Raw genomic sequence first — 15701 nt, forward strand, 5'->3', positions numbered from 1 at the left:
TTTCTCCTTGGTCTTCTAGCTGTTCCCGTTGACTTAGTTGGGTATTACCGGCGGCACGAACTCGAACGTCATGCCCAGCAGCCACGCGAGCAGCAGCACCACCGGCAGGTGGAACAGGAACTGCTGGAACGTGAAGCCCACCAGGTCCCGGGCCCGCAGGCCCAGCACCGCCAGCAGCGGGAGCATGAAGAACGGGTTGACGAGGTTGGGCAGGGCCTCGGCCATGTTGTAGATCTGCACGGTCCAGCCAAGGTTCATGTTCACGTCCGTGGCGGACTGCATGACGTAAGGCGCCTCCACCAGCCACTTTCCGCCGCCGGACGGGACGAACATGCCCAGGATGGCCGTGTAGATGGCGATGATGACGGCGAACGCCCCGTTGCCGCCGATGCTGGTGAAAAAGTGTGCCAGGTGCTCGGACACCGACAGGCCACCGGCCCCCGGGGCCTTGGTCAGGATGGCGGCCATCGCTGCATACAGCGGAAACTGCACCAGGATTCCTGCCGTGGCGGGTACGGCCTTGGTGACCGACTGCAGGAATTTGCGCGGGGTGCCGTGCAGCACCAGCCCCAGCATCAGGAAGACCAGAAGGTATCCGTTGAGCGAACTGACCACGCTGAGGATGGGCAGGGTCAGCAGCTGGGACACCAGCCAGCCCAGGGTCAGCACGCCGGCCAGGATGGGCAGGACCCTGCTGTATTCCAGCCATTCGCCGGGCCGGGACTTTTCGGCCGGCGGTTCAGGCTGGTCATCGAGGTCGACGCCGAGATCGGCCGCCGTCTTCACGCCGGCTCCCGTCGGGGCCGAGAAGTGCGCGATGACCGTGGTCAGGAGCATCAGGATGGCCAGGGTCAGCAGGGACTGCCAGGTGAAGATGGTGGTCCCGAAATCCAGGACGCCGGTGATCTTCAGCAGCGCCGGCGGTATGGAGGCCTTGGTCGCCTGGAGCTGGGCGGCGGAGGAGGACATGCCCAGGGCCCACACAGCACCCAGCCCCATGAAGGCCGCGGCGCCGAGGGCCCGGTAATCGACGTGGAGGTCCTTGCGCCGGGCCACGGCCCGCGCCAGGAGGCCGCCGAAGATCAGGCTCAGGCCCCAGTTCACGAACGAGACGGACATGGACAGGACGGCCACGAAGCTGACGGCGGAGCGGGCGGAGCCGGGAACCTGAGCCAGCCGGTCAATCAGCCTGGCCACGGGCGGTGAGGTCGCCACGACGTAGCCGGTCAGTACCACCATGGCCATCTGCAGCGTGAAGGCCGTGAGGTCCCAGAACCCGTTGCCGAATGAATCGACCACCGCCTTGGGGGAGGCGCCGATGGCCAGGGCCGCGATGGCTACCAGCAGCACGCCCGCCAGGGCAAAGATGTAGGCGTCCGGAAACCACTTCTGCGTCCACCCGGCCAGCGTTTCAGCCATCCGGGCCAAACCCTTCTGGCGGACGTCCTGGTGGGTGAGCTGCGTGCTGGTCATGAGGGTGTTTCTCTCCGTTGAGTGCTGTGATTCAGGGGCAGGCGTGGGTTCGGTCAGGCCGGGACAAGGCCGGTGCGCTGCCGGACGGTGCGCTGCTCGATGTCCTTGACCCGGTCCGTGGCCTGCACCAGCCGCTGGACAAAGACGCCGGGGGTGGCGATGTGGTTGGGGTCCAGGTCGCCCGGCTCAACGATGACCTCCGCCTCGGCAACGGTCAGGATCCCGGCCGTGGCCACCACCGGGTTGAAGTTGCGGGCCGTGTAGCGGTAGGCGAGGTTGCCGTCCGTGTCGGCGGTGTGGGCGTGGACCAGTGCGACGTCGGCGCGGATGGCCCGCTCCTGGACGTACGTTTCGCCGTCGAACACTTCGTGCGGCTTGCCTTCGGCAACCAGGGTGCCCACCCCGGTCTTGGTATAGAAGGCCGGGATTCCGGCTCCGCCGGCGCGGAGGCGCTCAGCCAGGGTGCCCTGCGGGGTGAACTCCACCTCCAGCTTGCCCGCGAGGTACTGCTCGGCGAACAGCTTGTTTTCGCCGACGTAGGAGGCGATCACCTTGCGGACCTGGCCCGCCTCGATGAGGATGCCCAGTCCTTTGCCGTCCACGCCCATGTTGTTGGAGACCACGGTGAGGTCCCGCACGCCGGAATCCCGGACGGCTTCGATGAGGTCGGCCGGGATGCCGCTCAAGCCAAACCCGCCGACGGCGAGGGTGATGCCGTCCTGCAGGGACCCTTCCAGGGCCGTGGCGGCAGAAGCCTGGAGTTTCTTCATGACGTCTCCTCGTTGAGCGCGGTAGTCCACTTAGTGGACGGTTGGGATCTGAGTTTGGAGACTACGGGGGCCTCGAAGAACGTGTCAAGAATCACTGGCGAGTGAATTACAGTATGGACAGTAGGCTCAAAAGCATCCATATTGTGGACAAAGGGGAAGTGATGGCATCGACGCCGGTGCAGGGCGCCCAGGTGGTGGCACGGATCGCCGAACTGCTGCGGCTGGTGGGCCGCGGCGCGGAGGGGATGCCCCTCGCGGCCCTGGTCCGGGAGTCGGGCCTCACCCGCCCAACGGCCCACCGGCTCCTGACATCGCTCGCCGCGGAGGGCTTGCTGGACCACGATCCCGTTACGGGCAACTGGGTCCTGGGTCCCGAAATCCTCCTGATGGGATCGGTGGCCTCGGCACGGTTTCCCATGGAGGACATCGCGCGGCCCAGCCTGCGCCGGCTGGCCCAGGCCACGGGGGAGAGTGCCTTCTTCTCCATCCGGCGAGGCAGTGAGACGGTTTGCCTCCTGCGTGAGGAGGGCAGCTTCCCTGTCCGGTCCTTTGTCCTGCACGAGGGCGTCCGCTTCCCGCTGGGCGTCGCGTCAGCCGGGACGGCCATCCTGGCCTTCCTGCCAACGAATGAGCAGGAGGAGTTGCTGGGCCGGTGGCCGGAGCATGCGGGCGCCTTCGCGGCGAACCACACTGTTGACCTGGTCCGGAAGAACCTGTCCCGCACCAGGCTGGCCGGCTACTCGGTGAACCCGGGGCTGGTCCTGGAGGGAAGCTGGGGGATGGGCGCTGCGGTGTTCGACCGTTCAGGGCGGCCCGCCTGGGCGTTGTCGCTGACCGGCATCGAACCGCGGTTCAAGGCCGAACGGCAGGAGGAACTGGGCGGCCTGCTGATGGCGGAGGCCCATCGGATTACGCAGCAGCTGGGCGGCGGCCCCGACGGCGGGCGCCGGACCCGCTGAGCCTCCACTGCTGTCCCCGGATACGACGACGGCGCGCCGCGCTGTCAGGTGCGGCGCGCCGTCGTGCGTTTCCGGAGAGGGGTGATTCGGCGCAGGTGGGTTTCTATAGTCCAGCGCGGGGCTGTTCGGGACCTTCGCCCTTCCACCACGTGTCAAAGATGGTCACCGGCACGGTGCGCTTGTGGCGGGTCCGGAGATACTTCTGTTCAATCGACTCGGCAACGGCGTCCGGAACGTTGCGGCCTTCGAGGTAGTCGTCGATCTGGTCGTAGCTGATACCCAGCTCGTCCTCGTCCGTGCGCCCCGGCCGGTCATCGAGGAGGTCGGCGGTGGGCACCTTTTCCCACACCCGCGCCGGTGCCCCAAGCTCAGCCAGCAAGGCCCGGTTCTGCCGCTTGTTGAGGCCGAACAGGGGAAGGATGTCAGCCCCGCCGTCGCCGTACTTGGTGAAGAAGCCCGTGACGGACTCCGCGCCGTGGTCGGTGCCGAGCACCAGGTAGTTGAACTCGCCGGCCAGTGCATACTGGGCGATCATCCGGGTGCGGGCCTTGGTGTTTCCCTTGTGGAAGTCGGAGATCTCCGAACCTACGGTCTTCTCGAACTCGTCCTCGAAGCCGTCCACCGCTGCCGAGATGTTGAACGTCCATTCCGTCTTGGCCTTGATGAAGTCCAGTGCTGCCTGCGCGTCTTCCTCATCGTGCTGCACGCCGTAGGGCAAGCGGACTGCAACGAAGTTGGCCTCTACGCCCTCGGCCTCAAGCTCATCAACCGCCAGCTGGGCAAGCTTTCCGGCGAGCGAGGAATCAAGTCCGCCGGAGATGCCCAGGACAAAGCCTTTGGTGTGGGTGGCCTTCAAGTATTCCTTGAGGAATGTGACGCGTTTGCGCACCTCCCCTGCGGGATCGATCCGGGGCTGAACGCCCATTTCTTCAATGATCTTGGCCTGGAGTTCGCGCATGTTGTCCAGCCTAGCCAGCGCTGTCAACAACCCTCAACTGTTCCGGGCGGGCCCTGCGCGGCGTAGCTTTAGTGCATGGAGCGGACGGGATGCGCCGTGGTGGGCGGGGGCCCGGCAGGGATGATGCTGGGCCTTCTGCTGGCACGGGCCGGAGTGCAGGTGGCGGTCCTGGAGAAGCACCGTGATTTCCTGCGGGATTTCCGCGGCGACACCGTGCATGCGTCCACTATCCGGCTGATTGACGAACTCGGCCTGGGCGCCGGATTCCGGGCCCTGCCGCAAAGCCGGCTCAGCAACGTCGCCGTCCCGGTCCCCGGAACCGGGCTGGTCACGCTGGCGGCTTTTGACTCCCTGAAACCCCCGTACAACTACGTGGCCATGATGCCCCAGTGGGACTTCCTGGATTTCCTCGCCGCGGCCGCCGCCGCGGAACCGACGTTCACCCTGCTCATGGAAACGGAGGCCACCGGCCTGGAGTTCGACGGCGGACGCGTCACCGGAGTGCGCTACCGGTCCACCGCCGGCGGCGCGGAGGGCCAGGAACAGGTGCTGCACGCCGACGTCGTGGTGGCCGCGGACGGCAGGCATTCAGTGCTGCGACAGGCGGCAGGGATGCGGGCAAAGGAGTACCCGGTGCCCTTTGACACCTGGTGGTTCAAGATCCCGCGCCACGCCTCGGAGCGCGGCGAGGTCGCCGGAGTGGTGCCTTCGCTGGGCGATCGGGATGCCATGATCGCGCTCAACCGCACCGACTATTACCAGATGGGCTACCTCGCCCCCAAGGGCTCAGATGCCAGGATCCGGGAGGGCGGCGTGGAACGGTTCCGCCAACGGGTGGCAGCACTCCGGCCTGACCTCGCCGACCGCGTAGATTCCATCCACAGCCTGGCGGACCTGCACTGGCTGGACGTCAGGCTCAACCGGCTGCGGCGCTGGTACGTGGACGGTTTCCTCTGCATTGGAGACGCCGCCCACGCGATGTCCCCCGCGGGCGGGGTGGGCATCAACCTGGCCATCCAGGACGCAGTGGCAGCCGCGGAACGCCTGGCCCCTGATTTACGCCAAGGGCGCGTACGGACCAGGACCCTTGCTTCGATCCAGCGCCGCCGCCGCATGCCCACGGTGCTGGTCCAGACCGTGCAGCGGATCATGCACCGGGTGGTCTTCGTTCCACTCTTCGCGGGCACATTGTCCGGCGACGTGCTGGCCCGCGTGGGGGACCGGACACCGTTCTCCATCCAGCGCCTGCTTTTCTTCATCCTGCGCCACAACCCCGTGGTCAAGCGTGTCCTGCCCCGGGTCATTGCGATCGGGCCACGCCCCGAACACGCGCCCGGCTTCGCCCGCCCGCTCACCGTCCCGCCACCCACTAAACTTGGGGCCATGACTTCGCCCACTGACACTGCGGTAGACACCGCGGCTGCCCGCGCCCGACTGCTCGAACTGATCAAGGAACTTGCCGTGGTCCGCGGCAAGGTGATCCTCTCCAGCGGAGCCGAGGCCGACTACTACATCGACCTGCGCCGCATCACCCTGCACCATGAGGCGTCCAAGCTGGTGGGCCAGGTAATGCTGGCACTGGCGGACGACGCCGGCATCGACTTCGAGTGCGCCGGCGGGCTCACCATGGGTGCCGACCCCGTTGGCACTGCGGTGATGCACGCTGCCGCCGACGCCGGCCGGACGGTTGACGCGTTCGTGGTCCGGAAGGCCCAGAAGTCCTACGGCATGGGCCGCCAGGTGGAAGGCCCGTCCGTTGAGGGCCGCAAGGTGCTGGTCCTGGAAGACACGTCCACCACGGGCGGCTCCGCGCTGACCGCAGTGGAAGGCGTCCGGAAGGCCGGAGGCAACGTCGTGGCAGTAGCCGTGATCGTGGACCGCGATACCGGCGCCAAGGAAAAGATCGAAGCCGAGACCGGTGTTCCCTACCTGTTCGCCTTCGGCAAGGACGAGCTGGGACTGGACTAGTCCCGGACGGGGCCGGCCCCGGGGCCGGCTCCGGGACACATGGGGGACCAGTGTTGGCCTGCCGCTGGTAGCTGATTTATTATTTGCGTTAACACCTTTCAGTTGCTTGGAGATCCTGTATTTTGCTCCCCCCACAACAGCCTTTGAGCGCGACGGACCAAGTCCAGAACCTCATCCTGGAAAGCGCCGATTTCGAGGACTTCCTCAACGAGTTGGCGCGCTTCTCCGCGCACCAGATGGCAGGCGACGGCGACGACGCGCTATGCGGCATCACGCTGCTTCGCGACCGCAAGGCAGCCACCATCGGCTGGAGCAGCGAAACGGCACGGGAAGTGGATGAAATCCAGTATTCCCTCGCCCAGGGACCGTGCCTGTCCGCGGCAAAGGAAGAACGCGAGGTCTACGTCCCGGACCTTCTGCAGGAGGACCGGTGGGGGCCGGACTATGCGGCTGCCGTTGCCTCCCACGGGTTGCGTTCGGTGCTTTCGCTGCCGTTCAACCTGCAGGGGGAGGCCAAGGCCGCGCTGAACCTCTACTCCGACGCCCCGCGCAAGTTTGACGGCCGGGCGGCGGACAGGGCGCGGGACTTTACCCGGGAAATTTCCGAAGCACTGCGACTGGCTGTCCGGTTCTCGCTGCACGCAGACAGTGCGACGAACCTTCGGGCCACGCTGGAGTCGCGGACCATCATTGACATCGCCATCGGCATCGTCATGGCGCAGAACCGGTGCAGCCAGGAAGCCGCCGTCGAAATCCTTACCGAGGCGTCCAGCAACAGCAACACCAAACTCCGGGACATCGCCAAGTCGTTGGTGGATTCGGTGGGCGGCGCCGGAGCACGGACCCATTACCAGGAGCCGGGTAAAGTCGGCCAGGGCCGCCGGGCCTGAGTCACAGGTTGTGCGGCGGCCCGGGGCGGGTTACGCTTGCGGAGGTTGAGCCGTCGGCCATAGAACCTCTTTTGGAGTACCTATGGACCGCGCGCTAGACGCACTCGTTAACCTTGATGTCCCCGCGGACATCGTCCGGATTGAAGTCCGGGGAGCCCTTCACCACGAATCCCGTGCTGAACTGGTCCACATCATCCGCCGCGTCCGCAGGATGGGCATCCGCTGCCGTATCTGCGTCGATCTTTCGCAGGCTGAACTTGTCGAATCATCCGCGCTGGCAGGTCTTCGCAGCGACCTCAACGCCATGGACACCACGTCCCTGCTGGGCGTTCCCTCGGCCGGGGTGTCCCTTCAGCTCACGCCCGCTGCGTACGACTGGGCGCAATGGGACGCTTCCAGCCGCCGGCCGCTCCTGATGGATGATGACGTCAGGGAGCTTTTCCCCGGCGGTGAGTTCGCAGGAGAATACCCCCAGCTGCCGGTGATGTGGATCGAAGAGCTGTACGGCCGTCCGCTGACCGAATACACGGAGCAGGAACTGCTGCACGCCAGCGACTCCGCCTTTGCCCTGCTGGACAACCCGGACGCACCCGACGGCGCTGACCTGCTGGGCCGCTACAACGACATCGGCCTGGAGATCCTACGCCGGCAGCAGGAACCGCAGGCGCCATTCCCGGCCACGGAGGGGCAGGCCGCCAGCTGACGCGCAGCGTCACCGAACGTTAACATCCGCGGTTGCCGTGGTGACTTTCCCGGGGCTTACGGTAGGAGTGTGCCGTATGAGGGGGAAGTTAATCCACAGAGCCGGCGAGGGGTCTCCGATGCCCGGCTGCTGGCGGAAGCGGCTGCCCTCAAACGCTTCTCGCGGCGTGCGTTCCTGGCAGGGGCCGGCGCCTCCGGGCTGCTGGCCGCGGACATGCTGATGACCCGTGAAGTGCAGTCGCAGCGCCGGACCACCAGGATCCTGACCATTGCGGACGACTTCGCCGATGTTTACTACCCGGACGCCAGCTGGTTCCTGTTCCCCGGGTACAAGACCAGCTGGGAAGAGGCGCAGTGGATCCTTAACACGCTCAGGGGCGCACTGAACAAGCGCGCCCGGCTCGCCGCCGTCGGATATTCCAACCTGGGGCTGAACATCACCGAGGTGGTCAACGCGATCACGGACTACATCACTGCTGAGAAGATCACCAAGCTCTTCTTTTACGGGCACAGTTTCGGCGGCATGCTCGCCACCCAGGTGGCAGCCCGGCTCCTGGCCCTGCAGGGCGTCCAGGTGCAGTTCATTCTCCTGGACTCCAGCCCCTACAGCGCCCACGACGTCCTGGACCAAAGCTGGTTCGACGGCGTGGTGTTCCTCTACGAGAGCGGCGTCAGGTTCCCCTCCACCCTGCGCGGCGGGTACGAACTGGGGGAGCGGATCATCCACAAGGACGAACGGAGCTGGCGCCAGATCCTGAACCAGACGCTGGAGCAGCTCTCACCCATTGCCCCGTCCAACGTCCTGGTCCAGACGGAGTCCGCCTACATCTACCACTTCGAGGGAAGCCAGTTCGCCGGCCACCTCGGCACCGCCAAGATGGCCTACATCGGCAACCCCAAAGACGGGACTGTTGACTATGAGACCGCGGCCGAAACCTGGGCGGTGGTGTTCAAGGACAACATGGTCTCCAGCAACCTGCAGACTACGGGGGCGGCGCCCGCCCACGCCAGCCCCGGCTGGAACCCGCAGATCTACCGGCCCCTGGTCACGGAACTGCTGGACGAGTACTTCCCGCTGCCCCGGGGCGGCTCCCGGGTCAGCATCTTCTAGATCTGGTTTTTCAGGTCCGCCACGGAATTCAGCACCTGGTTGGGCCGGAAGGGGTATGCGGCGATGTCGTCCCTGTGCGTGATGCCGCTGAGGACCAGGACGGTGTGCAGGCCTGCCTCCATGCCGGCGATGATATCCGTGTCCATCCGGTCACCGATCATGGCGGTGGTCTCGGAGTGTGCATCGATCTGGTTCATGGCCGACCGGAACATCATGGGGTTCGGCTTGCCCACAATGTACGGTTCGCGGCCGGTGGCCTTGGTGATCAGGGCCGCGATGGCACCCGTGGCCGGCATGGGGCCATCCTTGGAGGGGCCGGTGGCATCCGGGTTGGTGGCGATGAACCGCGCACCGGCGAGGATCAGGCGGATGGCCGTGGTGATTGCCTCGAAAGAGTACGTGCGCGTTTCGCCGAGCACCACGAAGTCCGGGCTCTGGTCGGTGAGGATGAAGCCTGCCTCGTGCAGCGCCGTCGTCAGCCCTGCCTCGCCGATGGTGTAGGCGCGGTTGCCCGATTCCGATCCGCCCGCGGACACCTGGTCCTTCAGGAACTGGGCGGTGGCCAGCGCGGAAGTCCAGATGTTCTCCTCGGGGATCTCCAGCCCGGAAGCGCGCAGGCGGGCGGCGAGGTCGCGGGGCGTGAAGATGGAGTTGTTGGTCAGCACCAGGAAGCGCCTGGACGTATCCACCCAGCGCTGGATGAGCTCCGCTGCCCCGGGGATGGGCTGGTTTTCATGCACCAGGACACCGTCCATGTCCGTCAGCCAGCACTCAATCTCCTGGCCGCTCCGGTATACCGCCGGGTTGCCTGCTACCTGGTCCTCGTCTGCCATGCCCTGCCTCCGCCTGTGATGATTGCCCGAAGAGTCCAGTCTAGTGTTGAAGGGTGAACCAAACGCCCGGCATGACAGACGAACCCGACCACCAGCCCGGGGAGGCCGAACCCGCAAAGGCGGAGGTCGGCGTCGGGCCCTGGGAAGGGGAACTGCCGGAAGGCGACCACTGGGACCCTGACCTGCTGGCGGACGGCGACCGGCGCAACGTCCTGGACAAATACCGCTACTGGAAGCACGAGGCGATCGTGGCGGAGTTGGACTCCCGGCGGCACAACTTCCACGTGGCCATCGAAAACTGGCAGCACGATCTCAACATCGGCACCGTGGTGCGCACCGCCAACGCCTTCCTCGCCAAGGAGGTGCACATCATCGGTCGACGGCGGTGGAACCGGCGCGGCGCCATGGTCACCGACCGCTACCAGCACGTCCGCCACCATCCCACCGTGGAGGACTTCGTCCAGTGGGCGCAGGGGGAGGGGCTGGCGATCATCGGGATCGACATCTTCCCGGACTCGGTGCCCCTGGAGACGTATGAACTGCCGCGCGACTGCGTGCTGGTGTTCGGGCAGGAGGGCCCGGGCCTGACCCCGGAAGTCCACCAGGCCGCCGCCGCCACCCTGTCCATCGAGCAGTTCGGCTCCACCCGGTCCATCAACGCCGCCTCCGCCGCGGCTATTGCCATGCACGCCTGGATCCGCCGGCACGTCTTCAACCAGCACGTGTAGCCCAGACCTGCGGGTGGCGGGCCCACGCCCGCGGGGTTCCCTGGCCGAGCTTGCGAGGCTAGGGTGCGGGTGGCGGGCCCACGCCCGCGGGGTTCCCTGGCCGAGCTTGCGAGGCTAGGGTGCGGGTGGGGCGTAACCCAGAGCACTCCGGGCCCGGGAATGGCTAGGATGGTGCCAAGCCGTAAGCGGTCTATTTGAGGGTCATCCACCCACAGACGAAACTCAGCAGAGGAGCCAGCATGCCCATTGCAACCCCAGAGATCTACGCCGAGATGATCGACCGCGCAAAGGCGGGCGGATTCGCCTTCCCCGCCGTGAACGTCACGTCCTCGCAGACGCTGAACGCGGCACTGCGCGGCTTCGCGGAGGCAGAGTCCGACGGCATCGTGCAGGTTTCCACCGGCGGTGCCGCCTACTGGTCCGGCGCCTCCACCAAGGACATGGTTGCCGGTTCCCTGGGCTTTGCGGCTTTTGCCCGCGAAGTGGCCAAGAACTACGGCGTGAACATCGCCCTGCACACGGACCACTGCCCCAAGGACAAGCTGGACGGTTTTGTCCTGCCGCTGCTGGCGGCCTCCGAGGCTGAGGTCAAGGCCGGCCGCAATCCGCTGTTCAACTCCCACATGTGGGATGGCTCGGCAGAGACCCTGCAGGAGAACCTGAAGATTGCCCGCGACCTGCTGGCCCGCACCGCTGCCGCCAAGATGATCCTCGAGGTGGAGATCGGCACCGTCGGCGGCGAGGAAGACGGCGTGGAGAACGCCATCAACGACAAGCTGTACACCACGGTCGAGGACGCCCTGGCCACCATCGACGCCCTCGGCTCCGGTGAGAACGGCCGCTACATCACCGCGCTGACCTTCGGCAACGTGCACGGCGTCTACAAGCCCGGCGGCGTCAAGCTGCGCCCGGAGATCCTCAAGGACATCCAGGCCCAGGTCGGTGCGAAGATCGGCAAGGACAACCCGTTCGACCTGGTGTTCCACGGCGGCTCCGGCTCCTCCGACCAGGAAATCGCCGACGCCGTCTCCTACGGCGTGATCAAGATGAACATCGACACCGACACCCAGTACGCCTACACGCGTCCGGTGGCTGACCACATGTTCAAGAACTACGACGGCGTCCTGAAGGTCGACGGCGAAGTGGGCAACAAGAAGACCTACGACCCCCGTGTCTGGGGCGCCTCCGCCGAAGCCGGCCTGGCAGCCCGCGTGGTGGAAGCCACCAAGCAGCTCGGTTCGGCCGGAAAGACCTTCTAGATGTCGGACGAGTTCCGCCGGAACCTGATGGGGCCGGAGCCCACGCTCCTGCCTGCCGAAACCGAGGTGTACGGGCAGCTGGAGGCCGGCCACGAGGCATTGGACCTGGTGGCCAAGCACCCCACGTCCTCCCTGCTGTGGGCCGTGCTCGCCGAAGAGGCGTGGGCGGAGGGCCGGGTCATCGACTCCTACGCCTACTCCCGGGTGGGCTACCACCGCGGCCTGGACTCGCTGCGCCGCAATGGCTGGCGCGGCGTCGGGCCCATCCCGTGGGAGCACGAGCCCAACCGCGGATTCCTGCGGGCCCTCTACTCCCTGGGCAGGGCTTCGTCTGCCATCGGCGAGGCTGACGAGCCGGAGCGGATCGAAAAGTTCCTCAACGACTCGGACCCCACGGCGAAGGCAGCCATCGAGGGCAAGTAAGTCCCTACCGCCTCCCTGGCTTCGCTTCGCTGAGCCAGGGAACCCTCGGCGGCGGAGGCCCCTGGATACGACGACGGCGGGTGGTTACCTTTCCTGGAAAGGTGACCACCCGCCGTCGGTCGTTTAAGGCTTGGCGATTCCGGTGCGTGCCATGGCGTCGGCGTAGGCCGCGCGCATGTCCTCGAGGTACTCCTCCTGGCGCGCCGGGGAACCGGCGAAGGCGCGGCCGCTCAGTGACCGGACCTTGTAGGTCTTCAGGCCGCGGCGCCACAGCAGGGGCACTTCGGTCTTCAGCAGCAGGTTGGCCAGGCGGTTGGCCTCGGTGCCGTGCGCCACGATGACCGAGGCGCGGGGCACCAGTGCCAGGAACTTCAGCAGCGGCTTCAGGCCTGCCTGGATCTGGTCGGGAGTGAACTTGCCGTTGGCCTCACCGGGGACGTGCCACGGGTGGACGTTCCACGGCATCACGAACTCGGGGCGCAGGCCCAGCTTCCACTGCAGGCCAAGCATGCGGGTCGCGGCATCCTGGTCCCCGGCCGTGATGAACCCGGACGGGTCCGCCTCGCCAATGTTGGAGAACAGGCTGATGATGCGGCATTCCTCCACGTCGTGCATGGGATCCACGTAGGGGACCACGGTTCCGGGCTTGGTCTCCCGAAGGGAATCACACAGCTCGTTAACGGCAGCAACGCTGGGGTCGTAGCGGCGGCTCATGAGCTGTTCGTGGAATGTTTCGGGTGCCAGGGCTGTCATGAAGTGCTGGTTCTCCTGCGGGGATTGGCGTTGCTGCCGCCACGGAAATGGGCACGCGGGGGCGCGACACATCAGCGGCGGTTGATTGGGGTGGGCCGATTCCTGGTCGGCCTTACCCAGTTTAGCAAGCCCCGGGAAACGAAACGCCGGTCCCGTGCACCTGATTCAGCCAGGGCACGGAACCGGCGGGTTTTTGCTTCGCCTCCCGCAGCTACCAGAGGCGGCTGGTGGCCCGGCGGGCGCCCTCGCCGAGGGCCTCCAGCTTGGCGAAGGCGATCTGCGGGTGGACCCGGCCGCCCAGGCCGCAGTCGGTGGAGGCGATGACATTCTCGCGGCCCACGACGTCGGCAAAGCGGACAATGCGGTCTGCCACCAGGTCCGGGTGTTCCACCACGTTGGTGGCGTGCGAGACGACGCCCGGGATGATCACCTTGCCCTCGGGGAGCTTGGTGTCCTCCCATACCCGCCATTCGTGTTCGTGCCGGACGTTGGCCGCTTCGAAGGAGTATGCGCCGGCGTTGACCTGCAGCACCGAGCCGACGATGTCGGCGAACGGGATGTCCGTGGTGTGCGGGCCGTGCCAGGAACCCCAGCAGACGTGCAGCCGGATCTGTTCCTGGGGCAGGTCGCGGAGGGCCCAGTTGGTGGCCTCGACGCGCAGCTGGATGAACTTCAGGTAGTCCTCCAGGGATGGCTCGGGATTGATCTGGTCCCAGCTCTCGGCCAGGGACGGATCATCGAGCTGCACGGTGAGGCCGGCATCGATGATCGCCTTGTATTCCTCCCGCATGGCATCCGCGCACGCGTAGACGAGTTCCTCATCCGACGTGTAGTACTCGTTGGCCACGCGGGCGCAGGAGCCGGGGGAGAGGGACGCTACGAAGCCGTCCGACAACCCGGCGGCGGCGAGGCCGGTCTTCAGGTTCCTGATGTCCGACGCCACCAGGTCCTGGCCCGTGTAGGTCAGGGGTCCGGCGATCTTGGGCTGCGTGACGCTCTTGCGGTGGGACAGGATGCCCGAAGAGGGATCGTTGTAGGCCTCGTTGAACGCCTGCCGGTCCCGCCGGTCCGGGAAGGAAGTCAGGACGATGTTGCCGGGGGAAGAGCGGTGCACCTGCGCATCGGCCCAGCGGTCCACATTCGTCGGCTCCAGGCCGCCCAGCCGTGCGAAGGAGTAGTTCCACCAGGCACCGTAGTCCACGGAACTGGACATCGTGTGCCCGTATTCGCCGTCGTTGGGGATGTCGATGCCGAGGTCCTTCTGGCGCTGGACCACCTCCACCACGGAGGCCTCCAGGAGTTCCAGGAACTCAGGGGTGACGCCGTCGGTTTCCTTGGCGGCATTGGCCGCGATGAGTTCCGGGGTGCGGGGCAAGGATCCTGCGTGGGTGACGCGGATGTGGTCGGTGTTCAGGGACATGCTGGAATCTTCCTTTCCATCGGTCCTGGCAGTAGCACCTTCGGCCGGCAGGAAGCCTGCGGGGCCGTGGTTGCTGCGGCGTCATCGAGCCAGGTCTCTCGGCCGCTCCGGATGGTTCACTCTCACATAAATCCAGATGCCTGCCCCGGGGCAAGTCTGCTCCGCTTTATGTCGCGGCGGTCGCGTCTGAGGCTTCCCTGCCGAAAACAGCATGCTTACAGCTTTTGTTCAGGTTATTGACAGGTTTCGTTAAGCTTGGTTGGCTGAGGTCACATACCGCCGCCCGCGATGGAGCTGGCCGGCGCACCCCGATGCACTCGAAAGAGGTAACGCACTGTGAAGAAATCCCTGGCAAATTTCGGGACCCTTGCCGTCTCCGGCGCCCTGGCGCTGGCCGTCGTCGCAGGACCCGCCCCGCTGGCGCACGCGGTAGGCGAAGGCCCCAACTACGACGGCAACGGCCAGATCACCACGTCCAAGCTCGCCACGTACGAACAGATGGTTTCGTTCCTGAAGGACCAGGACGCCCGCCAGCCGGCAATGGAGCTGGAGGTCATCGGGCAGACGGTCAAGGGGCGCGACATCCACCTGGTCAAGTACATTTCGGACCCGGCCAAGCCCACCATCCTGTACCTGACCCAGCAGCATGGCAACGAGCAGCTCACCACCGAGGGCGCCATGGAGTTCATCAAGCACCTGGGGACCGGCAAATCCGCGGACATCCTCAAAGGTGTGAACATCCTGGTGGTGCCTATGCTCAATGCGGACGGCGCCATGGGCGACGTGAACTTCTCCCTGGACAATTACCTTGCCAAGGGGGACCGCCACCTCACCCGCTACAACGCCGAGGGCGTGGACCTGAACCGCGACCATGTGGCCAAGATCCAGCCGGAGACCCAGGCGCTGCACAACAACGTCATGCGCAAATACCGGATCGACTACATGATCGACCTGCACCACCAGGGCACCCGGGCGGAGCGTGACGGCAAGCTGGTATCCGGCTCCATCCTGTACCCCACCACCCCCAACGCCGACCCCGCCGTCGTCGAAAAATCCAAGCAGCTCGGCGCGGTGGTCTTCAACAACGTCGACTCCACCGGCTGGGGACACCTGGGCAAGTACCAGGGCGGCAGTGCCGAAACCATCAGCCGCAACGGCATCTCCGTGGAGTACGGCATCGCCACCCTGCTCTTCGAGATGCGCGGCATGTCGGACCACTACCTGGACGGCTATGCACTTGGGCAGCGCAGCAACGGCTACCTGATCAAGCAGACCGTCACCACGCTGACCTCCACGGCCGCGGCCATCGCGGACGGGTCCATTGCCGACGCCGACACCTCCTTCTGGAACACGCTCGCCGAACAGACGTCCCGGCCCGCCGGGGAGGCTGAGGACGAATAGACGGCACCGCCCGCCGCGGCCTTTTGGCAGAAAGGGCCGCGGCGGGCCACAAA

15 protein-coding genes, 1 pseudogene and 1 riboswitch are annotated in these 15701 nt (G+C 66.2%); of the genes and pseudogenes, 10 read left to right on the forward strand and 6 right to left on the reverse strand.

Translation table 11 applies throughout. The features are described from left to right. Positions 1–33: 33 nt before the first annotated feature. Entirely contained in the window at positions 34–1473 is a 1440-nt protein-coding gene (locus VIK36_RS02880) for a short-chain fatty acid transporter (RefSeq protein WP_324643997.1), read from the reverse strand. 53 nt (positions 1474–1526) lie between these two features. Beyond that, positions 1527–2243: a CoA transferase subunit A gene (locus VIK36_RS02885; protein WP_324643998.1), complete on the reverse strand. Its 717-nt coding sequence runs from the start codon at positions 2241–2243 to the stop codon at positions 1527–1529. Between the two features lie 161 nt (positions 2244–2404). Here VIK36_RS02885 and VIK36_RS02890 point away from each other — a divergent pair, with 161 nt between their 5' ends. Beyond that, positions 2405–3202: an IclR family transcriptional regulator gene (locus tag VIK36_RS02890; RefSeq protein ID WP_324643999.1), complete on the forward strand. Its 798-nt coding sequence runs from the start codon at positions 2405–2407 to the stop codon at positions 3200–3202. A 103-nt stretch (positions 3203–3305) separates the two neighbouring features. On the opposite strand, the gene nadE is transcribed toward VIK36_RS02890, so the two are convergent. Beyond that, a complete protein-coding gene (nadE, locus tag VIK36_RS02895; RefSeq protein ID WP_324644000.1) occupies positions 3306–4160 on the reverse strand; it encodes an ammonia-dependent NAD(+) synthetase in 855 nt (284 codons plus the stop codon). Between the two features lie 75 nt (positions 4161–4235). Here nadE and VIK36_RS02900 point away from each other — a divergent pair. From VIK36_RS02900 to VIK36_RS02920, 5 genes and pseudogenes are all read left to right on the forward strand, one after another. Continuing rightward, positions 4236–5495: pseudogene (locus tag VIK36_RS02900) on the forward strand (FAD-dependent oxidoreductase); the annotation flags it as partial. Positions 5496–5543: 48 nt separating this feature from the next. Further along, positions 5544–6128 carry an orotate phosphoribosyltransferase gene (gene pyrE / locus VIK36_RS02905; protein WP_200830744.1) on the forward strand — a complete coding sequence of 195 codons (585 nt, stop codon included), beginning with the start codon at positions 5544–5546 and terminating at the stop codon, positions 6126–6128. A 143-nt stretch (positions 6129–6271) separates the two neighbouring features. Continuing rightward, the gene (locus VIK36_RS02910; RefSeq protein WP_324644001.1) at positions 6272–7018 is read left to right on the forward strand and encodes a GAF and ANTAR domain-containing protein; all 747 of its coding nucleotides are present in this window, start codon (positions 6272–6274) and stop codon (positions 7016–7018) included. Between the two features lie 82 nt (positions 7019–7100). After that, entirely contained in the window at positions 7101–7721 is a 621-nt protein-coding gene (locus VIK36_RS02915) for a hypothetical protein (RefSeq protein WP_324644002.1), read from the forward strand. Between the two features lie 69 nt (positions 7722–7790). Beyond that, positions 7791–8831, forward strand: coding sequence for a thioesterase domain-containing protein (locus VIK36_RS02920; protein ID WP_324644003.1), 1041 nt, complete (start codon positions 7791–7793; stop codon positions 8829–8831). Here VIK36_RS02920 and VIK36_RS02925 read toward each other — a convergent pair. Further along, positions 8828–9664, reverse strand: coding sequence for an HAD-IIA family hydrolase (locus VIK36_RS02925; protein WP_324644004.1), 837 nt, complete (start codon positions 9662–9664; stop codon positions 8828–8830). The genes VIK36_RS02920 and VIK36_RS02925 overlap by 4 nt on opposite strands. Positions 9665–9735: 71 nt before the next feature. Here VIK36_RS02925 and VIK36_RS02930 point away from each other — a divergent pair, with 71 nt between their 5' ends. From VIK36_RS02930 to VIK36_RS02940, 3 genes are all read left to right on the forward strand, one after another. Beyond that, positions 9736–10392: a TrmH family RNA methyltransferase gene (locus VIK36_RS02930; RefSeq protein ID WP_210411303.1), complete on the forward strand. Its 657-nt coding sequence runs from the start codon at positions 9736–9738 to the stop codon at positions 10390–10392. A gap of 239 nt (positions 10393–10631) precedes the next feature. Continuing rightward, positions 10632–11651 (forward strand): class II fructose-bisphosphate aldolase, encoded by a 1020-nt coding sequence (gene fbaA, locus VIK36_RS02935; RefSeq protein WP_324644005.1) that lies wholly within the window; start codon positions 10632–10634, stop codon positions 11649–11651. Then, positions 11652–12074, forward strand: a complete 423-nt coding sequence (locus tag VIK36_RS02940; RefSeq protein WP_324644006.1) for a DUF3151 domain-containing protein — start codon at positions 11652–11654, stop codon at positions 12072–12074. It abuts the gene before it with no gap. A 123-nt stretch (positions 12075–12197) separates the two neighbouring features. On the opposite strand, the gene VIK36_RS02945 is transcribed toward VIK36_RS02940, so the two are convergent. Continuing rightward, positions 12198–12827, reverse strand: coding sequence for a uracil-DNA glycosylase (locus VIK36_RS02945; protein ID WP_255174308.1), 630 nt, complete (start codon positions 12825–12827; stop codon positions 12198–12200). A gap of 211 nt (positions 12828–13038) precedes the next feature. After that, positions 13039–14247 carry a cobalamin-independent methionine synthase II family protein gene (locus VIK36_RS02950; RefSeq protein ID WP_324644007.1) on the reverse strand — a complete coding sequence of 403 codons (1209 nt, stop codon included), beginning with the start codon at positions 14245–14247 and terminating at the stop codon, positions 13039–13041. A 13-nt stretch (positions 14248–14260) separates the two neighbouring features. Then, positions 14261–14365, reverse strand: a riboswitch (SAM riboswitch). A 218-nt stretch (positions 14366–14583) separates the two neighbouring features. On the opposite strand from VIK36_RS02950, the gene VIK36_RS02955 reads away from it, so the two are divergent. After that, positions 14584–15648, forward strand: a complete 1065-nt coding sequence (locus VIK36_RS02955) for a M14 family zinc carboxypeptidase (protein WP_324644008.1) — start codon at positions 14584–14586, stop codon at positions 15646–15648. Positions 15649–15701: the final 53 nt, after the last annotated feature.

The sequence above is a fragment of the Pseudarthrobacter sp. LT1 genome, from assembly GCF_035621795.1.
Classification (GTDB): Bacteria; Actinomycetota; Actinomycetes; order Actinomycetales; family Micrococcaceae; genus Arthrobacter.